Origin of the sequence: Glycomyces lechevalierae (genome assembly GCF_027622945.1) — a bacterium.
In the GTDB taxonomy this organism is placed as follows: domain Bacteria; phylum Actinomycetota; class Actinomycetes; order Mycobacteriales; family Micromonosporaceae; genus Glycomyces; species Glycomyces rutgersensis.
On sequence record NZ_JAPZVQ010000001.1, the window covers coordinates 626,727 to 651,594 of the forward strand.

The window sequence follows — 24,868 nt, forward strand, 5'->3', positions numbered from 1 at the left end:
GGGCGACGGGCCCCGCTACCCCTTCGGCTCGAGGTGCTTGAAGATCTCGGCGGCGTCCATCGCCGACCAGACCGCCGGGAAGGCGTACAGGTCGTCGTCGGAGGGCCAGCCGGTGAACTTCGCGGTGTTCCAGACGCTGGTCGTACCGCCCGTGAGGATCGGGATGTACGGCATGTCCCGCACGATCTCGCCCTGGATCGTGTCGAAGTACGGCTGCCTCGCGGCGGCGTCGTCGAGCGGCAGTTGCACGAGTGCCTGCATGGCCTCGTCCACGACCGGGTTGGAGTAACGCGAGTAGTTGTTGCCGGCGGCCTCGCCGACCTCGGCGCCCGAGGAGGAGTCGAAGAAGTAGTTGTAGAGGTAGTACGGGTCGGCGATCGGGCCCTGCCACAGCGAGTCGATCGCGAGCTGGAAGTTGCCCTTGCCCTTCTTGTCCGTCCACTCGTTCCAGGAGGACTGCGCGGCCTTGACCTCGATGCCGGCCGCGGCCGCCTGCGAGGTGATGGTGTCCACGGCGGTGATGTAGTCCGTCCATCCGGTCACGACCTCGATGGTGAGCGAGAGGCGCTCGCCGTCCTTGGCGTAGATCCCGTCGTCGCCCTTGGCCCAGCCGGCGGCTTCGAGGAGCTGCCCGGCCTTGGCGGTGTCGGGCGCCATCGGCACGGTCTTCTCGGTGACCGAGGCCGAGACGAAGGAGTCCTGGCTCGGGGTCAGTGCGAACGTCGGCGACATGTCGCTGGCGGTGTCCATGAACGCGAGGCTGTTGATCTGCTCGCGGTCCATCGCGTAGTAGAGCGCCTGGCGCACGGCCGGATCGGTCTGCGGCCCTTCGCAGCCCATGTCGGCGCTCGAGCAGGTGGAGAGCACCATCTGGTTCTGCGCCTGCGTGTACGCGTCGTAGTTCGGGAAGTTCTCGTGCGTGTTCTGCATGTCCGGGATCGGGCCGGTCTGCCAGTCGATGGTGCCCGCGGCGATCGCGTCCGCGCCGGCCTGGTTGCCGGAGAGCGCTAGGAAGCGGATCTGCTTCACGGCGGGCTCGCCGCCCCAGTAGTCGGGGTTGGCCTTGTAGGTGAACGCCTGCGGCTTGAAGTCGTCGAGCATGTAGGCGCCGGTGCCCACCGGCTTCTCGATGACGTCCTCGGCCGGGTTGACGTCCTTCCACAGGTGCTCGGGGACGATCGGCGTGTTGAGGAGGTCGGGCCCGCGCACGAACGAGGGCTCGGCGAAGGTGAGGGTGACGTGGGTGTCGTCGACGGCCGCGACCTCGCCGTCGAAGCCGCCGGTGTTGATGGCGGGGTTGTCTTTGATCATGTTGAAGGTGAAGGCGACGTCGTCGGCGGTGAACGCCTCGCCGTCGCTCCACTTGACGCCCTCGCGGAGGGTCACCGAGAGCACGGTGCCGTCCTCGCTCCAGGCCGATTCGGTGCCCAGCAGCGGCACGGGGTCGGAGACCTCGGCCTTGTTGTTGAAGAACAGCGGCTCGTAGATCGTGCCGAGCGCGCCGATCCGGGAGGGCGAGAAGGGGTTGAAGTTGATCTGGTAGTCACCGGCCTGGCCGGTGTAGGCGATGAGGGTGGCCGGGTCGCCGCTGCCGGTGGAGCCGCCTGAGGAGCAGCCCGTCGCGAGCAGGCCGACCGCGGCCACGCCCGCGAGCAGCGCCGCGGCACTTCGCCTTCGGATGGAGAGAGACATCATTGTCCTTTCAGGACCGTGGGGAGGGAACTCCCACGGGACGGGAGGGGTGGCGTCCGCTCCGGGCGCCGCGTTTATTATTAACGCGTTAAATTAAACGTGTCAAGAAGAAGTTTCGGCCCAGTGAACGGAACCGCTCGGATGGATCACCCCATGGCCGCCAGCGCGGTCGGCCGCGCCACGACCGCCGGGCGCATGCTCGACCTGCTGCGCACGCGGGGCACCCTCAGCCGTGTCGAGCTCGCCGAGCGCACCGGCCTGACCCCGGCGACCATCACCAACACCATGCGCCGCCTCATCGACGCCGGCCTCGTGCACGAGATCGGGCGCGGGCACCAGCGCGGGCGCGGCCAGCCGCGGCGCCTCCTCGAGCTCGACCCCACGGCCTGGTACGCCGTGGGCGTGCAGATCGACCGCACCACCACCACGATCGTCGTGCTCGACTTCGCCGGCGTCCGCGTCGCCGACGCGAGCCTGCGCGGCTCGGGCGGCCAGAGCCCGGACGCGACCATCGCCTCTCTCGGCGAGCACGTGGCGGACCTGCTGCGGTGCAACGACATCGCGCATGAGCGGGTGCTCGGGGCCGGGCTCGTGACGCACGGCCCGCAGGACCGCGACCGGGGCGTGCTGCTCACCGTCCAGCCCGATCCGGCGTGGCTCGAGTTCCCGCTCACCGCGACCCTCGAACGGCGGCTCGGCATCCCGGTCCTGCTCGAGAACGACGCCACGGCCGCCGCGTTCGGCGAGCAGTGGGCCGGGGCCGTCCCGACGGACACGTTCGGCCTGGTCTACATGGGCTCCGGCATCGGCGGCGGGGTGATCGTCGACGGCGAGAGCTACCGGGGCCGGGCGTCCAACGCCGTCGAGATCGGCCACATCGCCCTCGGCCAGGCCCCGTGCTTCTGCGGCAACAGCGGCTGCGCGCAGGCCGAGGCCGGGCCGCGGGCTGTCGTGGAGCAGGCGCTCGCCGACCCCGATCTGGCTGCGCGCCTTGGTATCAGGGGCGATCCGGACGAGACGCTCGCCGACTTCGAACGGCTCGCCCGCGCCTGGCGTACGGGCGACCGGGACGCCGCCGCCCTGCTCGAGCGGTCCGCCCGCTGGATCGGGCGCGCCGCCGTCACCCTCGTCAACCTCTTCGACCTCGACACGGTGGTGCTCGCCGGGCCCGCGTTCGCCACCGCCGGGCCGCTGTACCGGCTGCACGTGGAGAGCGAACTGCGCCGGCGCGCGCTCACCAGGGCCCTGAGCAGCCCTGATGTGCGGCTCGCCGCCAATGTGGAGACCGCCGCGGCCATCGGCGGGGCGCTCCACGTGCTGCGGACGATGCCGGTGGACGTGCGACGGGAGCCGCAGCGAATCGAATCGGCGTAGGCACGGAGGCCAAGTATGGTGGTGCGGATCGCCGCCGGTGGGCGGCGCGAGTACAGGAGGTCGCATTGAGGTCGTTCGGCTCGGACACTCGGATGTCCACGCTGGCCGTGGTGCTCGACCTCGTCCGCGAGCGCACCACCGTCAGCCGCGTGGAGCTCGCCGAGGCCACGGGCCTGACGCAGGCGACCATGACGCACGCGGTGCGGCGGCTGATCGCGCTGGGCATGGTGCACGAGGTCGGCACGGCCCGCGCCGCCCGCGGCACCCCGCGGCGGCTCCTGGAACTCCAGCCGGACGCGCGGCACATGGTCGGCGTCCAGTTCGACCGGTACACGGCGCTCGGCGTGGTCGTGGACCTCGCCGGGCGCGTGGTCGCACAGACGAGTATGCCCGGATCCAGCGACCGCGACCCCGGTGACGTGCTGCTCGACTACGCCGCGAGGATCGAAGGGCTGCTGAAGGACTCGGGGGTGCCGCGCGACGGCGTGCTCGGCATCGGCCTCGCCACGCACGGCCCGCAGGACCGCGACGCGGGCGTGCTGCTCACCGAGTACCCCGCGCCCCAGTGGCGCGGCTACCCGCTCGCGGCGGAGCTCTCGGCGGCCACGGGCCTGCCGGTGCGGATCGAGAACGACGCGACGGCCGCCGGGCTCGGCGTGCAGGCGCAGGGCAGCGCCTCGTCGAGTTTCGCGGTCGTGTTCATGTCCGGCGGCATCGGCTCCGGCGTGATCCTCGACGGGTTCCCGTACCGGGGCGTGACCTCGAACGGCGTCGAGCTCGGGCACATCTCCGTGGACGCCCTGGGCGAGATCTGCGGGTGCGGCAACCGCGGCTGCCTGGAGATCGTGGGCGGCCCGAACGCGGTGGTGCGCAACGCGCAGGCGAACGCGGCCCTGGCGAGGCGGCTGGACCTCGAAGGCGACCAGCTCGGCGCGTTCATGCGCATCGGCCGGGCCGCCCTCGCGGGCGACCCGGACGCGGTCGAGCTCATCGACTCCTCGGCGCAGATGCTCGCCGTGGGCACCGTCTCGCTGGTGAACATGTTCGACGTCGGCCGCGTGGTGCTCGCGGGCCGCGCCTTCGCCGACCTCGGCCCGCGCTACCGGGACGCGATCCAGGAGGTGCTCGACCGGTCCGTGTTCATGCGGCAGGTCCACAGCGTGCAGGTCGAGCTCGCCGACGACGTCTCCCAGGCCCCCGCCATCGGCGGCGCGGCCATGGTGCTGCGCAACTTCCTCGAGTCCTCGGGCCTGCGCGACCGCGACGCGGGTTCACCGACTGCCTGAACTGCAGGGCCCTTCGTGGTCGGCGCCCCAGTTCGCGGTCTCCTCCGCAAGGGCGATCACGATAAGCTCAAGGACAAGTCCCCTCACCCGATCGCCCTGGAGCACAAGTGATCGCAGAGAAATACGGCTACTGGATCTCTCCGAACCCGGCAGCGGAAACCGCCAACACTCCAACTGCCATTGAGGCCGTCCACGGAGCCGCGGCGAAGGCGCATCAGGACACCCGAAGAGCCCATGTCGTGTTCCTCGGACTATTCATCGGACTCGTTGCATCCCTTACCATCGGCGGCATCACACGACATGCGCTCGGCTTCATTCTCGGAGCCTTGATCGGGATGATCTTCATTGCAGCCGCGATGCTGGTAATCGCGAATCGCAAAGGTCGACGACATGTATCGCGAAACTCGCAATACCTGATGCAAATACTCCAGCACCATTCTTGGCAAGCTTGGCCATGCGTCGCAGAAGGCCAAGACGGCAACCCGAACTCCTTCGCGAAGCACATCTATCTGATGTCTCCTCAGCAGGAAGTCGTCAGGGTGTTCACCGCGGTGATGCCGCAGGATGTCTGGTGGAGCCTGACGGACGGAATGGGAGTCCTGTGGGTGTGCGGCGACCTTCGGTATGCCGTCATCATGGGTTCGCAGCTGGGCGAGCAGATCTGGATCGCCCACCCCTACCAGAAGCCGGTCGCGGCTCCCATGACCACGATGACCACGCAGGTCTTCCAGGACCTGGCCCGCTCGGCCACCAGCAGCGCGGTGCAGCGGCTCATCGGCGGCTAGCTGAAGTCAGGGCATCGACCAGCACCGCCCGTCGGCCCTCATCGGGGTTTCGGGAGGCGAGTTCGCAGGTAACGCCGGTTGGCGGCGCGGATGCCGAGCGAGTCGCCGCCGTGGCGCTCGATGAGGCAGCCGCCCCGCCGGTACACTTCGGCGCGTCTCGACCTGATGGGAGCACCACCATGAGAATCGTCGTCATCGGCGGCTCCGGCCACATCGGCACCTTCCTCGTCCCGCGCCTGGTACGCGCCGGCCACGAGGTCGTCAACATCAGCCGCGGCACCAGCACCGCCTACACGGACGCGCCCGAATGGGCCCGGGTGCGCCACGTCGTCGCCGACCGCGAGCGGCAGGACGCGGACGGCACGTTCGGGGCGACGGTGACCGCGCTCGAACCCGACGCCGTGGTCGACCTCGTCTGCTTCACCCTCGAATCCGCGACCGCGCTCGTCGAGTCCCTGCGCGGCAGCGGCGCCCACCTCGTCCACTGCGGCTCCATCTGGCGGTACGGCAAGAGCCGCAAGCTGCCCATCGCCGAGGGCTCCGACTCAGCCGAGGCGCCGCTCGACGAGTACGGCATTCAGAAGGACCGCATCGCGCGGATGCTCAAGCAGGAGACGGCCTCCGGCGGGCTCGTCACCACCACGATCCACCCCGGGCACATCGTCGGCCCCGGCTGGCACCCGATCAACCCGCTCGGCAACCTCGACCCGGAGGTCTGGACCGCGATCGCGAGCGGGCGGCCGCTCCGCGTGCCCGGCAGCGGGACCGAGATGATGCACCACGTGCACGCCGACGACCTCGCCCAGGCCTTCGAACTCGCCGTCGAGAAGCGCGACGCCGCGGCGGGCGAGGACTTCAACGTCGTCGCCCCCACCGCGCTCAGCGTGCGCGGCTACGCCGACATCGCCGCCGCCTGGTTCGGCCAGACCGCCCACCTGGAATCAGTGACCTGGGACGAGTTCCGCGCGGGCACGAGCGAGGGCCACGCCGACGCGTCATGGGGCCACCTCGACCGCAGCCAGTGCTTCACGATCGAAAAGGCCAAGGCCCGCTTGGGATACGCCCCGGCGTACGAGCCCGAGCAGGCCGTCCTCGAATCCCTGCGCTGGCTCATCGACAACGGCGAGCTCGAGCTCCCGAACCCGCTCAAGGTCTAGGCGTAGCGGGCGGCAAGCGCGGCGGCCCTGAGCCGCAGCGCCTCGCGCAACGACTGCGGCGCAAGGGCTTCCGCGTGCGTGCCGAGCTGCCACAGCGCCCATTCGGCGTGCTCCGCGTCCTGGTACGCGACCTCCAGACGCAGCCGGCCGTCCGCCTCCGGGGCCTCGGCCCGGACGGCCACCGCCGTGTCCAGGAGCGCCTCCCGGTGCGCCGGGTCCACGCGTACCTGCACGCTGAGATGCCCGTCCGCGAGGAATCCCGCGCAGCGTTCCCGCCAGACCCGGTCCAGGTCCACGGTGCCGGGACGCTCGGCCGGTTCCGGGAGCGCTTCGGCCGCAAGGCATCGCGACAGGCGGTAGGTGCGGTCCGCGCCGCCGCGCGTCGCGAGCAGGTAGGCGCGGTCCCGCACGGTGACCAGGCCGATCGGGTCGACCGTGCGCCACTGCGGGGTTTCCCCGTTGGCCGCGTAGTGGATGCGGAGCCGCCGCCCGGCGAGCACCGCCCGCCGCACCTCGTGCACCACGCCTTCCGGGATCGCCTCGGCAGGCGCCCGCCGCGAGAGCAGGTCCGTCTCCGGCTCCACGAGGAACCGGCTCGCCGCGTCGCCCACCGTGGCCTGATGGCTCGCGGGCAGGGCGTCGACCACCTTCCGCATCGCCGAGGCCAGCGCCGAACCGAGCCCGAACGCCCGCTCGCCGCGCCCCGACCCGGCCGTCAGGAGGGCAAGGGCCTCTTCGTGGTTGAGGCCGGTCAGCTCGGTGCGGAACCCGGGCAGGAGCGCGAAGCCGCCATGGCGGCCGCGTTCGGCGTAGACCGGGACGCCCGCCGCCGAGAGCGCCTCGATGTCGCGCAGCACGGTCCGGGTGGAGACCTCGAGTTCGGCGGCGAGGGCCTCGGCGGTCATGCGGCCGCGCTGGCGCAGCAGGAGGACGAGGGACACGAGGCGGTCGGCGCGCATCCCGGAATTCTATGGGGAATACCTGACACAGGATGTCGTGATTGGTTGCGAGGCTCTGTTCCGGGGCGGCGACGTGCCGCCCGAACGGCAATGGAACGGAGTCGAAATGGCTATGGAGCGAACCGCGGTCAACCCGGTGCGGTGGTCGATCGAGCTGGGGTTCAACCAGGGTGAGCTGGTGTCCGGGCAGACCCGGACGCTGTACTGCTCGGGGCAGACCGCGATGGACGCCGAGGGCAAGCCGCAGCACGAGGGCGACATGGCGGGGCAGCTCGCACTGGCCGTCGACAACCTGGAGGCGGTGCTCGGCGCGGCCGGGATGTCGCTCGCGAACCTGGTGCGGCTCAACGTGTACGCGACGGACATCGACCTGCTGTTCCCGCATTACGGGGTGCTGGCCGGACGGCTCGGCGAGGCCGGGGTCGCGCCGGCGACGACGATGCTCGAGGTAGCGCGGCTCGCGGTGCCCGGCCAGATGGTCGAGCTCGAGGGCACGGCCGTGGCGTGACGCGGAGGCCCCTCGCGCCCGGCGCGAGGGGCCGATCTGAACTTTTACGCGTGGCGGACGATGAACGCCTCGGTCAGGTCGAGCAGGTGCTCGCGGGCCGGGACGGTCTCGAAGCCGTGGCCGACGCCGTCGAGCCTGTGGTGCTCGAGCTGGTCGCCGTAGACCTTCTGGTAGCCCTCGAGGACGCCGGGCGCGAAGATCCCGTCCTCGGAACCGGCCGCGAGGAGCACCGGCCCGGTGTGGCCCTGCGCGTCGGCGAACGCGTCGACGGTCTCGGCGTCGTCCACGAAGCGCTGGAAGATCGGGGTGCCGCCGAAGTCGTCGTAGCCGTGCTCGGCGATGATCGCGCGGCGGCGCACGTTGACCTCGTCCGCCACCGCGATCGCGGCCGGGGCCCACAGGGCGAGGAAGCGGACCTGGCGCTTCGCGGCGGCGAGCGAGACGGTGAGGCCGCCGAGGCTCATGCCGAGCAGCGACAGCCGGTCCTTGTCGACGCCCGGGACCTGGCCCAGCGCGTCGAGCGCGGCGAGGGTCTGGGAGACCTGGTCGGAGACGGTGATGTCGCCGTACTCGCCGTCCGAGTCGCCGCCGCCGGCGAAGTCGAAGCGGTACGCGGCGATGCCGCGCTCGGCGAGGCGCCTGCCGAGGCGCACGTAGGTGTGGCCGAATTCGGTGCGGTTGCCCGAGAAGCCGTGGCAGAGCACGACGCCGGGGGCGTCGCCCCGCTCCGGGAGGTGGAGGGTGCCGCGAATGGTTCGGCCTTCGTGTCGAAAATTCAGGGGTTCCATGGAGCGCAAGGTAACACGTGGAAACCGTTTCGCTACGGCGGTTGTCGGACCTCTCGCAGTGTGAACCGGGGCCGCGGGAGGCCGGTCGCACGTCGCTTTCGCCAGGCCTCTCGATAGCCGGGCAGGGCGCGCCGAGGCGGGCGCGCCCGCCTGCCTGGAGGCGAGCACGCCGGACTCCGCCCGGCGCTACCGGCGCTTCGGCTTCGAGGCGACCGGGCGGAGGCGGCGCCCGCCTGAGGACGGGCCCGCGCTCATGCCGATGGAGGGAGCGGCCGTCAGGGCGTGCTCACCTCGAAGCGCTTCACGGTGACCGCGCCGCCCAGGGACTGGGTGGCGTGGTTGAAGACCGCGAAGCGGTAGCCCATGAAGAACGTCCAGTTGCTGTTGAGCGTGAACGCGGGCCCGAGCGGGACGAAGCTCGATCCGTCCGTGCTGTACGAGAACTGGGCCTGGCGGCCCGACCCGGGCCGGATGTCCGCCTTGGCGCGCAACCAGACCCGGGCGTCGCACAGGTCGGCGGTGGCGCGCTGGGTGCCGGTGCCCGTGGTGTTCCAGTTCGAGTCCATGCTCAAGCCGTCCCACATGACCGCCCGCAGCACGCCGTTGTCGCGCCGCACGCCGATCCAAGCGGACGAGTCGCGCAGCATCGCCAGGCCGGTGCGGTCGCCGTCCCGCATGGAAGCGAGGTCGAGTTCCACGGTGGCCGTGGAGCTGGGGCCCTGGATGCGGTGGGTGAGGGTGTTGCGCGCGTTGTAGAGGTCGTTGGTGACCGTCGCGGTCTGGAGCCGGAGCCCGCTGCCGGTGGTCCATTTCGTGTTGTCCGGGTTGTGGTTCCACTCCCACTTGGGCGCCAGCGCGGCCGTGGTGAACGTGTCCGCGCCGGTGAGCGGCGGCACCGGATGCGGGGTGAGGTTCGGGAACGGGTAGGTCTGGCCCCAGGCGCCGTTCACGGTGGTGACCTGCGGCCAGCCGTCGGCGGTCCAGGTGATCGGCGCGAGGGCGGGCATGCGGCCGCCGGGGTAGGCGTCCACGAAGGCCATGTAGTACCAGGCGCCGTTCGGGGTCGAGATGAGGCCGCCCTGGTGGGGGACGCCGCCGCCGGCGATCGGGCCGGGCATGTCGAGCAGGACCTGCCGGAGTGTGTAAGGGCCCCAAGGGGACGAGGACTTGAGGATGTACTGCCCGTTGGCGGGGCGGGTGAGGAAGATGTAGTAGTTGCCGTTGATCTTGTAGAAGCGGGAGCCTTCGAGGGTGCCGATGTTCGAGGGCGTGGTGAAGACCTGCTGGTTGCGGACCTCGGTCTTGCCGTCCGCGGAGAGCTGGGCGACGGAGATCTGCGAGTTGCCGTAGGCGACGTACATCGTGCCGTCGGTGTCGACGAGCATTCCGGCGTCGTAGTAGGCGCGCGGGAGCTGGGCGTGCTGGGTCCAGGGCCCGGCGGGGCTGGTCGCGGTGTACATGTAGGAGCGGGCGAAGTCGATCTGTCCGAGCCAGTAGAAGCGGTTCTCGCTGGGGCGGTGGGCGATCGTGGAGGCCCAGATGCCGCGCACGTAGCCGCGGCCGCCGTTGAGGTCGTACTTGGCGCCGAAGTCGAGCTTCGGCACGGAGTGGCCGATGAACTCCCAGTTGACGAGGTCCCACGAGCGCAGGACGGGCGCGCCCGGCGAGTAGTGCATCGTGGAGGCGGTCATGTAGAAGACGTCGCCGACGCGGATGACCTCGACGTCGGCGAAGTCCTGCCACACGACCGGGTTGGCGTAGGTGGTCTGCTGCGCCTCGGCTTGCCCGAGGGCGTAGGGGGCGTACACGGCTGCTGCGGCTCCGGCGGCGAGTCCCGCGCCCGTGATGAACAGGCGGCGGCGGTTGGCTGAGTATTTGAGGGCGTGGTCGATCCAGTTCACGGTAGCGCTCCTCAGTCGAGGTCGGTTTCGAGGACGATGCCGCCGCCGGAGGCGTCCTCGGCGAGGCGGTCGAGGGCGTGCTCGTCGCCGTAGAGGGCCCAGCGCATCCAGTCGATGCTGGTGGCGACGGTCTGCGGGTAGGTGGGGCCGTTCCAGATGAACTCGTCGTGGCCCTGCCCGGTGTGGGTCATGAAGGCCTTGGGGGACGGCAGTTCGGCGTAGGCCTGGCGGGCCAGCGGGTACTTGCAGATCGGGTCGAGGTCGCCGTGGACGAAGAGCGTCTTGGCGTGCACGGTGCCGTCGGGGTCGCCCATGTCGACGCAGGCGTAGGGGATGGCGGCGGTGACGCGGCTGTCCGGCCAGGCGGTGAGGAGTCCGTGGGTGGTCATGCCGCCCAGGGAGTGTCCGGCGACGCCCACGCCGTTGTCGAGGCGCATGCGGTTCTCGAACGGGTCGCCGGAGCCCTTCTCGTTGAGGGCGAGCGTGCGGGAGAGGACTTCGGTGACGTCCTTGGACTGGTTGCCGTTGTAGACGTCGCCGATGTTGCCTTCGGCTCCCGTCGTGGTCGTGGGGAACACGGGCGAGGGGACGATGAACCCGGCTGCGACGAGGGGCCGGCTCATGACGCCGTAGCTCTCGGGGTTGCCGCCGAGGCCGTGGCTGAACTCGCAGACGGGGAACTTCCCGGGCGCGAGCGGGGCGTCCTTGACCGGGTCGCCGCCGGGGGTCCCGGTGGCGGGGTAGAAGATCCGGGTCGTGAGGCGGCGGGTGCCGCGGCTCCATGCGAACTCGCGCCAGCCGACCGCGAACGTCTTGGCGGGCGCGCGCCGGGCCTGGGCCGGGGCGGGCGCGATCATGGAGGCCGCGGCGGTGGCGGTCGCGGCGGCCGTGAGGTTCAGGACGGTTCTGCGCTGCATGTGCTTCCTTCGTTGGCGGGAAGGGGCGGCCGGTTCGGTATCGCTCGATGGCACCGGCCGCCCCACGGGGGATCGGGTCTAGGCGGCGGCGATGGCCGCGAGCACGGTGTCCGCGCCGCACGTGGCGCCGGCGGGGTTGAGCGTCCACTGCTGGTTCGCGGCGCCGGTCGGGGCGTACTGGACGATCGTGGCGCCGGCGCTGGTGGACCAGTTGTAGACGTCGAGTGCCTTGCCGGAGCGGCGGTTCACGATGGCGTAGTAGCCGGCCGAGTCCCTGGTGACCTTCCACTGCTGGTTGTCGCCGTCGTGGCGGGTCCACTGGATGATGCTCGCGCCGTCGGCGGTGCTGGCGCCGGAGACGTCGAGCACGAGACCGGAGTTCCGGACCTGGATCACGTAGTAGCCGTTGGCCAGGTCGATGAAGCGGAACTGCTGGTTGGTGCCGCCGGAGGCTGTGTACTGGGTGAGGACCGCGCCGGTCGCGGTGGAGGCGCCCTGGATGTCGAGGACGAGGCCGGAGTGGCGGGACTGCACGGTGTACCAGTCGGTGGCGGTCGGCTGGGCTTCGGCGCGGTCGGCGCCGAAGGCGAGCAGGCCGGCGGTGGCGAGCACGGCCGCCGCCGCGAGGGCGGCGAGGGCACGAGTCCACCGGGTGAGGACCGCGAGGTCGGGTGCCGGGTTCATCAAAGCTCCTGGGGGGTCGAAGCGGTGCCGGGTCGGTTCGAGCGAAAGTTTCGATGATGAAAACGAAACTTCCGGATATAAGTTATCGATCACTCTCGATGTCTGTCAAGAGTGGAACGGGCCTCGACTCGGTCCTTTCGGTCGAACCGCAGCTAGAATCCACGGATGTCCTCCTCACCCGACACCCCCGCCGACCCTGCGCCCCAAAGCGAGCCGTTCACGATCGCGCAGCTCGCCGAACGCGCGGGCGTCTCCGTGGCCACCGTCTCCAAGGTCGTGAACGGGCGCCTCGACGTCGCCCCCGAGACCCGGGAGCTCGTCGAGACGCTCATCCGGCGGCACGGCTACCGCCGCCAGAAGCGGGCCTCGCGCCCCGCCCCGCTCATCGAACTCGTCTTCCACGAGGTGCGCGGGCTGTACCCGGTCGAGGTCATCAACGGCGTCAGCTCGGTCGCGCGCGCGAACGGCCTGGGCGTCGTCGTCTCCGAACTCGGCGGCAGCCACGTGCCCGGCCGCGGCTGGGTCGAGGACGTGCTCGCCCGCCGCCCCGTCGGCGTCATCCCCGTCTTCTGCGGCGTCACCGAGGACCAGCGGGAACGCCTGCGCGCCAGGGACATCCCGATCGTCGCCGTCGACCCGACGGGCGAGCCCGGCCACGACGACCCGTCCGTGGGCACGAGCAACTGGAACGGCGGCCTGGAGGCCACGCGGCATCTGCTCGAACTCGGCCACCGCCGCATCGCCGTCATCACCGGCCCCGAACGGGTCCTCGCCGGCCGGGCCCGGCTCGACGGCTTCCGCGCCGCCATGGACCTCGCGGGCGTCCCGGTCGACCCTGCCCTGGTTTGTTTGGGCGACTTCCAGATCGAGGACGGGCGCGACCACGCCCGCGTCCTCCTGCGCCTCCCCGACCCGCCCACCGCGATCTTCGCGTGCAACGACGGCTCGGCCCTCGGCGTCTACCACGCCGCCGCCGAACTCGGCCTGCGCGTGCCCGACGACCTCAGCGTCATCGGCTTCGACGACCTGCCGAAGGCCAAGTGGATGATCCCGCCGCTCACCTCGGTCCGCCAGCCGCTGCACGACATGGCCGCGACCGCCGCGTCCATGCTCCTCGAGCTCACCGCGGGCCGGCCTCCGGCGAAGCGCCGCGTCGAGATCGCCACCGAGCTGGTCTTGCGCGCCAGCACCGCGCCGCCCCGCTGAGGACGCCCGGCGTCGGTGCCGCCGGATAGGCTCCCGCCATGCCGAACTCCTCGTACCTCTGCACCGCCGACCGCGAGACCCTCTATCCCTCGACCGCAGAGGGCTTCGCGGCCGCGACGGACGTCGTCGCCTACGACGTGCGCTGCGTGCCGCTGCTGTGGCTCGCCCTGTTCCGCCCCGCCGACCTCCGCACCCAGACGATCGTGATCGAAGCGGACCCCGACGCGGTCTACGCCGAGTTCGACGAGGCCACCTGCGACTTCGTCGAGGTGGAGGACCACGAGGAGGAGGACGAGGTCGTCGAGGCCGTCGCGCCACTCGTCGCCAAGGACCGGGCGCTCGCCCAGCTCGACGCCGCGCTGCCGGTGCTCAACCGCCTCTTCAAACCCGAAGGGCCCCTTGACGACCACGCCGCGATGCTGCGCCAGGCCGTCGAGGCCGCGCCCGGCCGGTTCATCACGATCGAACTCGACGAGATCGAAGGGCTCTGGGAGGAGGGCACGTTCCAGCCCGCGCTGCGCGCCGCGCTCGCCTGTTTCGAGGGCTCCAGCGACGCGGAGTCCGAGCGCGCCAACCTGATCGAGATCGCGCAGCTGCGGGCGGACCGCCCGTTCCCGCCGGCCCGGATGCTCCTCGCCGACCACGAACCCGTCGACGACGACTACTGGAACCTCTCGCGCCTGTTCGGCGCGAGTTTCAGCGCGCCGGTCCCGTGGGAACCGGGGCTTGAGAACCGCTAGGCGGACTTGCGCCAGAGCAGCTTCGAGGGCACCACCCGGCTGATCGGGTCGAGCCGGGCGAAGTCGGCCGCGGCCAGGATCTCCACGATGTCGAGCACGTTCGCGGCGAGCCCCTGCCGGTCGAGCGCGACCGAGGTCAGCGGCGGGTCGACGGCCTCACCGAGCGCGAGCCCGTCGACCCCGACGATCCGCACGTCGCCGGGCACGTCGATGCCGAGCACGTGCGCGCTCTGCACGGCCCCCAAGGCCATGAGGTCGTTGAACATCAGCACCGCGTCGGTCTCGGGGTGCCGCGCCATGAGGTCGCGGAAGCCTTGGCCGCCGCCGGTGATGGTCTCCTCCCCCGGCACCAGGCCGGTGAACCCCTCGCCCACCGCCGCTGCGAACCAGTCGCTCCGGGCCGAGGGCTCATAGGCGCCGCCGCTGTGCACCGAGTACGCGGAGTCGACCATCCCGAAGCGGCGCGCGCCGCGCTCGCGCAGCGCGCGAACGGCCTCCACCACACCGGATCTGATGTCGACCTCGACCGAGTGCACCCCCGGGAGCCTCCCCCGGCCCTCCAGCCGGATCAGCGGCAGTCCGCGCGCGACCGCCAGCAGGTCCGCGTCGGCCTGGTCGAAATGGCCGACCAGGACGTCGACCTGGTTGGACAGCATGGCCATCGACGCCGCGGTCGGTCCCTCCACCGCCGTCATCATGAGCGGCCAGCCGCGCGCGGCGGCCGCTTCGAGCAGCTCCCCGGCGATGTCCGTGTAGTACGGGTTGCGGAAGGAGGCCACGACCAGGCCGACCGCGTGGGTCTTGTCCCGGGTTACGAAGCTGCGCGCGAAGCGGCTGGGGCGGTAGCCGAGGCGCTCGGCGGCGTCCAGCACCCTACGGCGGGTCGCCGCGTTGATGTCGTCCGTGTCGTTCATCGCCCGGCTCACGGTCTGCCGCGACACCCCGGCCTCCGCCGCGACGTCGAGGATCGTCACCCGTTTGCCCACTCGCCGTTTCCCTTCGCTCCGCGCTCGTCCGCAAGGCGGCGCGCCTTGCCGACGCCCGCTCCGTCCGCGGCGCGGGGTCGGGCTCTCATCGGCAGCGCTCAATTCGATCATGGGAACGCGACCGGCTCGGCGGTGGATACGGGCCGGGAACCTTCACGGTAACCATCGCCCGCCGCTCACGCCACCGTCCCCTCCCCCGGTCGCGGCACGGGCGAACGCCGGAAGCGCGAGCCGCTTCCGGCGTTCACGGCAGTCTGCTGGGCGTGCAAGCGATCCTGAGGGGCGGGGGGGGGGCCCGGCCCCCCCCCCGCCGCGGGGGGCCCCGGCGGCCGCCGGCGTTCAGGGCGTCGAGGACGGCCTCGTACGCCTCCTTCTTCTGGTAGTTCGCGTCGAAGAGCAGCGGGGTCTCCTCGCCGCGCCACGAGTACTTGTCGGTGATGCCCCAGACGGTGATGCCGGTGCAGCGGTCGACCGCCAGGCACGCCTCGGTGACCGTGCGGAAGACGTTCGCCTGTGCCGAGCCCGAGCCGCCGACGTCGAGCTCGGTGATCTCGACGTCGACGCCGAGGTCGGCGAAGCGCTGCAGGTTCTGCTGGTACGAGCCGAGATCGGAGTCCGAGCCCAGGTGCGTCTGGAAACCGACGCAGTCGATCGGGACGCCGCGCGCCTGGAAGTCGACGACCATGTCGTAGATGGCGTCGCTCTTCGCGTTCACGCCGTCGGTGCCGTAGTCGTTGTAGCAGAGCCTCGCGTCCGGGTCCGCCGCGTCGGCGGCGCGGAACGCGTCCTCGATCCACTTGTCGCCCAACTGGATCTGCAGGTTCGACTGGCGGCGCGAGCCGTCCCATTCGAAGGCCTCGTTGACCACGTCCCAGGAGCTGATCTTGCCCTGGTAGTGGCCCGCGACGCCCGCGATGTGGGTCGTCATGGCGTCGTGCAGGGCCTGGCCTTGGAGGCCCTGCGCCCACGTGGGCTGCTGGGCGTGCCACACGAGGGTGTGGCCGCGCACGGCCATGCCGTGGTCCTCGGCGTAGGCCACGAGCTGGTCGCCGCCGGTGAAGTTGAACTGGCCGGGGCTGGGCTCGGTCGCGTCCCACTTCATGGCGTTCTCGGCCACGATCGAGTTGAACTCCGCGTTGAGCGTGTTCGCGTAGCCTTCCTCGCCGAGGAAGTTCGGGGCGATCGCGGCGCCGAAGTAGCGGCCGCTCTCGGCGGCCGAGGCGCCGAGGGTCTCGGCGGCGGAGGCATTGCCCGCGAAGAGCATCGCCCCGGCGGCGGCCAGTCCGGCCGCGGCGGTGGCGGCGACGGCGGCGGTGATGCGGCGACGGAGGCGCCGGGTCGGGGTCTGGTGCATGTCCTCGTCCTTCTCCATGTTCAGAGGCCCTCGGCTTCCCAGACGACGCCCGGGACGGCGGCGTCCGCCGCGAGGCGGTCGCGGGCGGCGGTGTCGCCGTAGAGGCCCCACCGCATCCAGTCCAGATAGGTCTCGAGGGTCGCGCCCGTGGTGGGGCCGCCCCAGATGTACTCGTGGTGGCCGGCGCCGGTGTGCGTCATGAACGCCTTCGGGGCCGGCAGTTCGGCGTAGGCCTGGCGGGCCAGGTCGTAGCGGGTGAGCGTGTCCTGGTCGCCGTGGATGAACAGGACCTTGGCCTTGACGTCGGGGGCCGGGTCGCCCATGTCGATGCACGCGAACGGCACCGCGGCGGTGATGCGGGAGTCGGGCCAGGCCGAGAGCAGGCCGTGGGTGGTCATGCCGCCCAAGGAATGCCCGGCGACGCCGACGCCCAGTTCGAGGGCCATGCGCCCGGCGAACGGGTCGCCGTCCGTGTCGTTCAACGCGATGGTCCGGGTGATGACCTCGGAGACGTCCTTCGACTGGTTGCCGTTGTAGACGTCGCCCACGTTGCCTTCCGAGCCGGCCGTCGTGGTCGGGAAGACGGGTGCCGGGACGATGAATCCCGCCGCGGCGAGCGGGACGATCAGGTCGCCGTAGCTTTCGGGGCTGCCGTTGAGGCCGTGGCTGAACTCGCAGACCGGGAAGGCCCCGTCCGCGAGCGGCGCGTCGCGCACCGGTCCGCCGCCCGGATTCCCGGCGGCGGGGTAGAAGATGCGGGTGGTGAGGCGGCGGTCGCCGCGGCTCCACTGGTACTCGCGCACGCCGACGGCGAGCGGATCGGTCGGCGCGGTCCCCTGGTAGGGCCGCGCGGGCGGGTCGGCGAGGGCCTGGCCGATGCCGAGCGCGGAGACTCCCGCGGCGGCGGCTCCGGCGAGGCCGAGGCTGAACAGGGTGCGTCGTCGCAATGTCATCTGTGGCTCCTCAGCAGCTCGGGTTGCTCTGGGTGGCGAGGCCGAGGCGGTACGGCAGCTGGGAGTAGTCCATGCCGTCCGAGTTCGGGTCGCGCCCTTGGTAGAGCATCTGGAGGTTGCACGGGTCGATGGTCATGGTCTGGTCGTTCCCGGCGCGCAGGAGTTCGCCGTGGCTGATGTCGCGGGTCCAGGCGCCGTCCGGGAAGGACACGTTGGCGGGCCCGGCGAACGGGTCGTCCTGGGTGTCCGCGAGCGGCTGCCACTCCCCGGTCAGCCCTTGGGAGGTGAACGAGCGGTAGTACCGGCTGCCGTCGGAGGCGATGGCCTCCATGATGAGGAGGTACGTGTCCGTGTCGCCCACGCGGTAGACCGCCGGGCCTTCGAAGAGGTCGAACCGGTCGTCCTGGAGGACGATCTGCGTGTCGTCGAAGCCGTTCGGGAACTCGCCGATCGTGGTCTCGGCCCGGTACAGGTGGCCGTTGTCGTCGGCGGAGAACAGGTAGCAGTTGACGTCGTCGCAGATGACCCAGTAGTCGAGCCAGGCGCCGTTCCCCATGTTGTCCTGCACGATGTCGGGCACCGTGTCCTGGAAGTTCTTCGGCGCCGACCAGCTCTGCGGGTCGGTCGGGTCGTCCGTGGTGGAGTAGGACGGCAGGCCGGTCTGGTAGACGAGGTACCACTCGTCCCCCGGCTCGAAGTAGAACACGTGCGGAGCAGCGGCGTACCGGGTGCCGATGTTCGGGTTGGTGTCGAGGAAGGACTGCGGCGCGGCGGCGGCCCCGTCCCAGTCGCCGAAGCTGGTGTAGGCGAGGCTCCAGGCCCCGGCGGTGTTGGCGGTGGTCATGTAGACCAGCCATTCGTCGCCGTGGCGCACCACCGTCGGGTCCTTGACGGACACGATGTCGTGCGCGGCATCGGGTTTGGGTCCGACGAGCTCGCCGGTGGAGGTCCACTGGTAGCTCTCGGGCAGTTGCCGGGCGGCGGGCGGGCCCTCTTCCGTGGCGGCCTCGGCCGCGAACGGCCGGACGTGGACGGAGGTCGCGCCGACCACCAAGGCCCCCACGGCGACCGAGGCCGCGAGCGCGGCCCTGGTGCGGCGGCGGGCTGGAATGGGGAGCATCGTGCGAATCGTCTCCTTTGTTTGAAACTTTCGGGGTGGACCCCGAAACTTACGGTTCCAAACTATAGATATCGCTCGATATCGGGTCAAGACGTCAGGGGCAAAAAACTTGAATCAGGACAAAAACCTACGGAGGGTAGTCGGGCGCGAACCGCCCAGCGCGCCAACGGCTGCAAACATCGGATCTATTCGCCGCTCAAGCGGTGATTTCTCGCCGCTTCAGCTGTTTCAGCACGCTCTCCCAAGGGATCTTGCATCGATTCATCGGCTTTTTCAGGCGCTCGACGTCTTGCGGCGTCACCGGCCGAGCACTAGATTGTGGTGTTGATTCATAACGCTTTATCGATCGAGCAGGAGCGCTCCGCCTCATGACCACCCTCACCGACGGCACCTTCGAATGGAGCCGCCCGGGACTGCATCTGGGCTTCGACTACGCCGAGGACGGACCCGTCCGGCTCGTGCGCTGGGCGGCCGGCCCGGACGCAGAGTCGATCGCCGCGCCCTCCCCTCTCGTCGACCTGAGCATCGCCGGGGAGCAGCGCGCCCGGCACAATCAGAGCCTCCTCTCCTGGGGCGGCGGGATGCGCCTGCGGTACACCGGCCACGAAGCGGCCGACGGCGAGCTGCTGGTCCGCCAGCGCGATCCGGAGCGCGGCCTCGAGGTCACGAGCCGCTTCCGCGCGGCCGGGCCGGGCCTGCAGATCCGGCACACCCTCCGCAACGGATCGGACGAGGAGGTCGTGCTCCTCAACATCAGTTCCGCGCTCGTGGCCGTCCCGGAGGGGGCGCACGACATCGTCTGGGGCGAGAGCGAATGGCTCGCCGAGGGCCGCTTCCACCAGCGCCCGCTCGCGGAGATGCTGCCGAACGTGAACCCGGAGTTCCACGGCCGCCAGAACCGCGGCAACTTCGCGGTGACCAGCCACGGCTCGTTCCCGAGCGGCGAGTACCTGCCCACGGGCGTCCTCGCGGGCAAGGAGGCCTCCGTCGCGTGGCAGCCGGAGACGAGCGCGGGCTGGCACTGGGAGGCGACGCAGCACTGGGGCGCGGTCGTGATCGGCGTGTACGGCCCGACTGACCTCTACCACCAGTTCGCCGCGCGCCTGGCGCCCGGCGAGGAGTTCACGACGGTGCCGGCCGGCATCTGCGTCGCGGCAGGCGGCCGGGACGCGGCCTTCGCGGCGCTCACGGACTACCGGCGGGCGATCCGCGAGCTGCGTCCGGTCGACGCGCGGCTTCCCTTGGTCTACAACGACTTCATGAACACCCTCATGGGCGGCCCGACCACCGAGAAGGAGCTGCCGCTCATCGAGGGGGCGGCCGCGGCGGGCGCGGAGTACTTCTGCATCGACGCGGGCTGGTTCGGCTCCGGCAACTGGTGGTCGGACGCGGGCGACTGGTTCGAGGCCCCCGGGCACTTCGCGGGCGGCCTGATCTCGGTGATCGACGCGATCCGCGCGAAGGGGATGCGGCCGGGGATCTGGCTCGAGCCCGAAGCGGTGGGCGGGAATTCGCGGGCGGCGCGGGAGCTGCCGGACGAGGCGTTCTTCCAGCGGTTCGGCAAGCGCCTGGACGAGACGGGCCACTACCAGCTGGACCTGCGCCATCCGGCGGCCCGGGCGCATCTGGACGAGACCGTGGACCGGCTCGTGTCCGAGTTCGGCATCGAGTTCTTCAAGCTCGACTACAACGTGAACTTCGGGGTGGGCACCGATGTGGACGGCGTCGCGCCGGGGGCCGGGCTCCTGGGGCACACCCGGGCGCTGCGCCAGTGGCTGAGCGACGTGCAGGAGCGGCACCCGCGGGTGCTGTTCGAGAGCTGCTCCTCGGGCGGCATGCGGATGGACTACAACCTGCTCTCGGTGGCGCACATGCAGTCCACGAGCGACCAGCAGGACTTCCGGAAGTACGTCCCGATCGCGGCGGCCGCGCCCGCGAGCGTGCTCCCCGAGCAGGCCGGGAACTGGGCGTACCCGTCCGATTCGATGAGCATCGAGGAGACGGCGTTCGCGATGACGGCGGGCGTCATGGGCCGGCTGTACCTCTCGGGCTTCCTGGGGTCGCTCGCCCCGGAGCAGTCCGCGCTGGTGCGTGAAGCCGTTGCGCTGCACAAGGACTGGCGTCAGCGGATCGCGGAGTCGCACCCGGTGTGGCCGCTGGGCCTGCCCGGCTGGGACGACGAGGTCGTGGCGCTGCAGCTGGACGCGGGCGAGGAGTCGCTGCTGGCGCTGTGGTCGCGCGGCGAGGCCGCGGAGGTCGCCCTGCCGGGGCTGGCCGGACGGACGCTGGAACAGGTGTACCCGGTCGAGCTGCCGGAGTGGAAGATCCGCACGGACGGCGACGCGCCGGTGGTCGAGGTCCCGGCGGGACCGGCGGCGCGGATCTTCACTGTGCGGTAGCAATACTGCGCGGTAGCCATACTGTGCGGTAGCAATGCGTCCGATGTTTCTAGAGTGACATCGTCGGCGACGCGGCGTCATGGCAGCGTTTGCTTGGTAACGACTTCGCATCGTTCTCGTATTACTCCGGATTCATCTGATCTTTCGGGCCCTGAGGTCTTGTCTCAGGGTCCCCACCTCGCTTACTTTTGTTTGAAGGCATATCCAAATTTAGAGATCCCTCGCTGCTGACACATCCCTCGCGGCAGCATGACTGAAAGGCCGATGACGTGCCCGACTCCTCTTCCCCGCAAGCGATGCGCCGCCGCTCCCTCTTCAAGGCCGCCGGCCTCGGCGCGATCGGCGCGGCGGGCCTGCCCTTCGCCGCCGCCTGCTCGGACCTCAAGACCGGCGAGGGCTCGACGCAGACGACCGAGGGCTTCGACTTCCTGCCCGAGTACAAGGAATGGCCCCTCCCGGCCGAACCGGACCTCGTCGGCGACCCGCCGAACCACCCCTCCGCGTTCACCTCCTACCCCGACCCGGTCGAGGCGATCAGCGAGGTGCCCTCGGGCTCCGGCACCTACGAGTTCACCGTCCCGTTCTGGGGCGAGGCCCCCTCGAACGACGACTCGTACTTCGCCGCGCTGCGCGACGGCTGGGGCGGCACCACCATCAACCTGCGCCAGGCCGACGGCAACACCTACGCCGACACCTCCGTGCAGTGGCTCAACGCGAACGAGTACGGCGACGGCATTCTCCTGTTCAGCTGGATGCTCGGCTCCCACACCAACTTCCAGGAGACCGTGGTCAACTCGTTCTACGACCTGACCGACATCCTCAAGGGCGACATCTCCGGGCGCTGGCCGCTCCTGGCCGGCCTGCCGACCCAGTCCTGGGCCCAGTCCGTGTGGTCCAAGGACCCGGCCGACCCTGAAAGCGCGCGCCTCTTCGGCATCCCCTCCACCTTCAGCGGCGGGCCCGGCAACGCCATGTTCGTCCGCGACGACCTCATGGACGACGCGGGCATCGCGATGCCGACCACGATCGAAGAGCTCCTCGAGGCCGCCCGCACCTGGTCCGACGACGCGAACGGCAAGTGGGCCTTCGGCAGCATCGACTGGATCCTGCCCCAGATGTTCGGGCTCATCGGCGACGACGGCTGGAGCTGGGACGAGAAGCAGGGCAAGCTCGTCAACGACTGCGAGAAGCCCGAGTTCACCGAGATGCTCGAGTTCCGCCGCCTCTGCTGGGACGAGAAGCTCATCCACCCGGACGCCCCCACGGGCACCCTGGACGGCGGCGCCATGCAGATCGCCGGGACGATCCTGTTCTCCCAGGAGAACCCGGTCCGCTGGTACGAGTACACGGCCCTCGTCAAGGACGGCGCCGCGACCGGCTCCATCAAGCCGCTCCCGCCGCTCGCCGCGAAGGGCCGCACGCCGGTCCTCAAGGCCAGCACCTCCGTCGACGGCTGGACGTTCCTCAACAAGGACCTCTCCAAGGAGCAGGTCGAGGAGCTCCTCGACGTCGCCAACTGGTGCTCGGCGCCGTTCGGCACCAAGGAGTACGAGCTCATGGAGTACGGCGTCGAAGGCGACCACTTCGAGTACGACGCCACCGGCACGCCGATCTACACCGAGCACGGCACCAAGATCGTCCAGGCCCCGGTCAACCTGAAGCAGTACTCCGGCAAGGTGCAGAAGTTCCTCACCGGCGACCCCGAGGTCGTCCAGGCGCAGTTCGACTACAACGCCTCGGTCCAGCAGTACATCGTGCCGAGCGCCTTCGAAGGCGTCCGCATCGAGGCCCCGGCCGCCGCGAAGTCCGCCGCGCAGACCCTCAGCGACCAGCAGAACGACATCGCCTACGGCCGCGCCGAGCTGTCCACCATCCCGGACATCGTCGCGACGTTCATGGAGAACGGCGGCGAAGAGGCCCGCGAGTTCTACACGGACGTCTACAAGAGCCTCAACGAGAAGTGACCCGGCGCCGGGCCGCCCGCTCCCCCGGGCGGCCCGGCCGCCGTCGCCCGCCGAACTCGACTTGAGACTGGAATCAGCAATGGCAACAATGCAAAGCGAGGCCCCGCCGCTCACGGCCCGCAACCCGGACGCGCGCACCGTCAAACGCAAGCGGAGCTTCGCGCAGCGACTCCGCTTCGACTGGCCGCTCCTGGTGCTCGCCCTCCCGGTGGTCGCCCAGCTCGCGGTGTTCTTCTACTGGCCCTCGGCCTGGAACGTCATCGCGTTCATGGACTACAGCCCCCACCGGCCGTTCTGGGACAACCCCATCGTGGGCTTCGCCTGGTTCGAGCGGCTGTTCGCGGACCCGTACTTCGTTCCGGCCCTGCTGAACACGCTCAAGTTCGCCGCCGCGCACCTGCTGTTCCTGTTCCCGCTCTCGGTCGCGCTCGCGCTGGTCATGCACTCGGTGGTCTCGACCAAGGTCCGCAGCACGTTCCAGTCGATCGTGTACCTGCCGTACTTCTTCTCCTGGGTCCTCGTCGTCACCGTGTTCGTGCAGGTGCTCGGCGCTGACGGCCTGGTCTCCAACTGGATCATGGGCCTCGGCGGCGACCGGCTCTCCTTCACGTCGAACCCGGACACGTTCCTGCTGCTCGCGTGGATGCAGTGGGCCTGGAAGGACGCCGGCTGGGGCATGATCATCTTCCTGGCCGCCCTCGCCTCGATCAACCCGAGCCTCTACGAGGCGGCCGCGGTCGACGGCGCGAACCGCTGGCGCCGGATGTGGCATGTGACCCTGCCGGGCATCCGGCCGGTCATCATCCTCCTGCTCATCCTCCAGATCGGCGGCATCCTCTCCGTCGGCTTCGAGCAGTACCAGTTGCAGCGCAACGCCATCGGCTACCAGGCGACCGAAGTGCTCGACACGTACGTGTACTACCGCAGCGTCATCGGCACCGAAGGCGCGTCGTTCGGCACCGCGGCCGGCCTGTTCAAGGGCGCGATCGGGCTCATCCTGATCCTCGCCGCCAACAAGGTCGCGCACCGCCTCGGAGAGCAAGGGATCTACCAGAAGTCATGACCGCCAACGCCATCCGAACCGCACCGCGCCGCTCCCCACGGAAGAGCGCCCGCCCCGTCTGGGACGAGGAGCCGTCCTTCGCCGGCAAGGCCGTCAAGGCCCTGTTCCTGATCTGCTACGCCGGCGCGATCCTGGTGCCGCTGTGGGCGATCGTGGCCACCAGCTTCGCCAGCGAGGACGCCCTCAGCCGGGCCGGTGGCAACCTGCTGCTCATCCCGACGGACCTGAGCATCGCCGCCTACCGCGAGATCTTCAGCGGCGGCGCGCTCACCGACTCGCTGCTGCTCACCGTGATCCTGACCGCCGGCGGCACCGCCTTCAGCATGGTCCTCACCGTCTGCGGCGCCTACGCCCTCGCCCGGCCCGGCTCGGTCCTGCACCGGCCGATCCTCATGCTCGTGCTGTTCACGTTCCTGTTCGGCCCCGGCATGTACCCGAGCTTCCTGGTCGTGCAGAAGCTCGGCCTGTTCAACGACTACCTGTCGCTGATCCTGCCGGTCGCGCTGAGCGCCTTCAACCTCATCGTGCTCCGGTCGTTCTTCATGAACACGATCCCGGGCGAACTCCTCGACGCGGCCCGCATCGACGGCGCCGGCGAGTTCCGGATCCTGCTCACCATCGTGCTGCCGATGTCGAAGGCGATCCTCGCGGTCGTCGCCCTCTTCTACGCCGTCGGCTACTGGAACATCTACTTCTCGGCCGTGCTCTACACGCCGGGCCTGGAGGTCCAGCCGATCCAGGTGGTCCTCCAGCGGATGCTCATGTCCACGCAGGGCCTGCCCGAGGGCGCGGCGGCGACCGCGCAGTACCAGGCGCAGGGCGAGGCCGCGCCGACAGCGGCGCTGAAGATGGCCGTCGTGGTCTGCACGGTCCTGCCGATCGTGATCATGTACCCGTTCATCCAGAAGCACTTCACCAAGGCCGTCATCACGGGGGCCATCAAGGGTTAGAACGTCCCGGGGGTCCGCCCCCGGGTCGGTCCGCGAGCGCGATGTGAGGGTCGGGGGGTCGATTCGCCGTCGTACCGCTCGC

21 protein-coding genes are annotated in these 24,868 nt (G+C 70.3%); 11 read left to right on the forward strand and 10 right to left on the reverse strand.

All coding sequences use genetic code 11. The annotated features are described in order from the left end of the window. Positions 1 to 15: 15 nt before the first annotated feature. Positions 16 to 1,692, reverse strand: coding sequence for an ABC transporter substrate-binding protein (locus O2L01_RS02900; protein WP_270120256.1), 1,677 nt, complete (start codon positions 1,690 to 1,692; stop codon positions 16 to 18). Positions 1,693 to 1,845: 153 nt separating this feature from the next. Between O2L01_RS02900 and O2L01_RS02905 the strand changes: the two genes are divergently transcribed. The 4 genes from O2L01_RS02905 (at position 1,846) to O2L01_RS02920 (ending at position 6,294) form a co-directional block, all read left to right on the forward strand. After that, positions 1,846 to 3,066: an ROK family transcriptional regulator gene (locus O2L01_RS02905; protein ID WP_270120257.1), complete on the forward strand. Its 1,221-nt coding sequence runs from the start codon at positions 1,846 to 1,848 to the stop codon at positions 3,064 to 3,066. A gap of 92 nt (positions 3,067 to 3,158) precedes the next feature. Then, positions 3,159 to 4,352, forward strand: coding sequence for an ROK family transcriptional regulator (locus tag O2L01_RS02910; RefSeq protein ID WP_270120259.1), 1,194 nt, complete (start codon positions 3,159 to 3,161; stop codon positions 4,350 to 4,352). A gap of 107 nt (positions 4,353 to 4,459) precedes the next feature. Beyond that, positions 4,460 to 5,137, forward strand: a complete 678-nt coding sequence (locus O2L01_RS02915) for a hypothetical protein (protein ID WP_270120261.1) — start codon at positions 4,460 to 4,462, stop codon at positions 5,135 to 5,137. Positions 5,138 to 5,316: 179 nt separating this feature from the next. Next, positions 5,317 to 6,294, forward strand: coding sequence for an NAD-dependent epimerase/dehydratase family protein (locus O2L01_RS02920; protein ID WP_270120263.1), 978 nt, complete (start codon positions 5,317 to 5,319; stop codon positions 6,292 to 6,294). Here O2L01_RS02920 and O2L01_RS02925 read toward each other — a convergent pair. Next, positions 6,291 to 7,253: a helix-turn-helix transcriptional regulator gene (locus tag O2L01_RS02925; RefSeq protein WP_270120265.1), complete on the reverse strand. Its 963-nt coding sequence runs from the start codon at positions 7,251 to 7,253 to the stop codon at positions 6,291 to 6,293. The genes O2L01_RS02920 and O2L01_RS02925 overlap by 4 nt on opposite strands. 112 nt (positions 7,254 to 7,365) lie before the next feature. On the opposite strand from O2L01_RS02925, the gene O2L01_RS02930 reads away from it, so the two are divergent. Continuing rightward, positions 7,366 to 7,761, forward strand: a complete 396-nt coding sequence (locus O2L01_RS02930; protein ID WP_310286631.1) for a RidA family protein — start codon at positions 7,366 to 7,368, stop codon at positions 7,759 to 7,761. A 44-nt stretch (positions 7,762 to 7,805) separates the two neighbouring features. Here O2L01_RS02930 and O2L01_RS02935 read toward each other — a convergent pair whose 3' ends face one another. From O2L01_RS02935 to O2L01_RS02950, 4 genes are all read right to left on the reverse strand, one after another. Continuing rightward, a complete protein-coding gene (locus O2L01_RS02935; protein ID WP_270120268.1) occupies positions 7,806 to 8,549 on the reverse strand; it encodes an alpha/beta hydrolase family protein in 744 nt (247 codons plus the stop codon). 275 nt (positions 8,550 to 8,824) lie between these two features. Next, positions 8,825 to 10,450, reverse strand: a complete 1,626-nt coding sequence (locus O2L01_RS02940; protein ID WP_270120270.1) for a glycoside hydrolase family 43 protein — start codon at positions 10,448 to 10,450, stop codon at positions 8,825 to 8,827. An 11-nt stretch (positions 10,451 to 10,461) separates the two neighbouring features. Continuing rightward, the gene (locus O2L01_RS02945) at positions 10,462 to 11,367 is read right to left on the reverse strand and encodes an alpha/beta hydrolase family protein (protein ID WP_270120271.1); all 906 of its coding nucleotides are present in this window, start codon (positions 11,365 to 11,367) and stop codon (positions 10,462 to 10,464) included. 78 nt (positions 11,368 to 11,445) lie between these two features. Next, the gene (locus O2L01_RS02950; protein ID WP_270120272.1) at positions 11,446 to 12,051 is read right to left on the reverse strand and encodes an RICIN domain-containing protein; all 606 of its coding nucleotides are present in this window, start codon (positions 12,049 to 12,051) and stop codon (positions 11,446 to 11,448) included. A gap of 165 nt (positions 12,052 to 12,216) precedes the next feature. On the opposite strand from O2L01_RS02950, the gene O2L01_RS02955 reads away from it, so the two are divergent. Beyond that, positions 12,217 to 13,257, forward strand: a complete 1,041-nt coding sequence (locus O2L01_RS02955) for a LacI family DNA-binding transcriptional regulator (RefSeq protein ID WP_270120275.1) — start codon at positions 12,217 to 12,219, stop codon at positions 13,255 to 13,257. A gap of 38 nt (positions 13,258 to 13,295) precedes the next feature. Continuing rightward, on the forward strand, positions 13,296 to 13,997 hold the full coding sequence (locus O2L01_RS02960) for a hypothetical protein (protein ID WP_270120276.1): 702 nt from the start codon (positions 13,296 to 13,298) through the stop codon (positions 13,995 to 13,997). On the opposite strand, the gene O2L01_RS02965 is transcribed toward O2L01_RS02960, so the two are convergent. From O2L01_RS02965 to O2L01_RS02980, 4 genes are all read right to left on the reverse strand, one after another. Then, positions 13,994 to 14,983, reverse strand: a complete 990-nt coding sequence (locus O2L01_RS02965) for a LacI family DNA-binding transcriptional regulator (protein WP_270120277.1) — start codon at positions 14,981 to 14,983, stop codon at positions 13,994 to 13,996. The two genes, O2L01_RS02960 and O2L01_RS02965, sit on opposite strands and share 4 nt — an antisense overlap. 244 nt (positions 14,984 to 15,227) lie before the next feature. Continuing rightward, entirely contained in the window at positions 15,228 to 16,355 is a 1,128-nt protein-coding gene (locus O2L01_RS02970) for a glycoside hydrolase family 10 protein (protein WP_270120278.1), read from the reverse strand. Between the two features lie 2 nt (positions 16,356 to 16,357). After that, entirely contained in the window at positions 16,358 to 17,290 is a 933-nt protein-coding gene (locus O2L01_RS02975; protein ID WP_270120279.1) for an alpha/beta hydrolase family protein, read from the reverse strand. A 10-nt stretch (positions 17,291 to 17,300) separates the two neighbouring features. After that, positions 17,301 to 18,410 carry a glycoside hydrolase family 62 protein gene (locus O2L01_RS02980; protein WP_270120280.1) on the reverse strand — a complete coding sequence of 370 codons (1,110 nt, stop codon included), beginning with the start codon at positions 18,408 to 18,410 and terminating at the stop codon, positions 17,301 to 17,303. Between the two features lie 368 nt (positions 18,411 to 18,778). On the opposite strand from O2L01_RS02980, the gene O2L01_RS02985 reads away from it, so the two are divergent. The 4 genes from O2L01_RS02985 to O2L01_RS03000 all read left to right on the forward strand — a co-directional run bounded on the left by O2L01_RS02985 (position 18,779) and on the right by O2L01_RS03000 (position 24,786). Then, positions 18,779 to 20,809, forward strand: a complete 2,031-nt coding sequence (locus O2L01_RS02985) for an alpha-galactosidase (RefSeq protein ID WP_270120281.1) — start codon at positions 18,779 to 18,781, stop codon at positions 20,807 to 20,809. Between the two features lie 269 nt (positions 20,810 to 21,078). Beyond that, a complete protein-coding gene (locus tag O2L01_RS02990; RefSeq protein ID WP_270120282.1) occupies positions 21,079 to 22,773 on the forward strand; it encodes a type 2 periplasmic-binding domain-containing protein in 1,695 nt (564 codons plus the stop codon). 79 nt (positions 22,774 to 22,852) lie between these two features. Then, positions 22,853 to 23,836, forward strand: coding sequence for an ABC transporter permease (locus tag O2L01_RS02995; RefSeq protein WP_270120284.1), 984 nt, complete (start codon positions 22,853 to 22,855; stop codon positions 23,834 to 23,836). Further along, positions 23,833 to 24,786: a carbohydrate ABC transporter permease gene (locus O2L01_RS03000; RefSeq protein WP_270120285.1), complete on the forward strand. Its 954-nt coding sequence runs from the start codon at positions 23,833 to 23,835 to the stop codon at positions 24,784 to 24,786. Before O2L01_RS02995 ends, O2L01_RS03000 begins: the two co-directional genes overlap by 4 nt. The last annotated feature ends 82 nt before the right edge of the window (positions 24,787 to 24,868 follow it).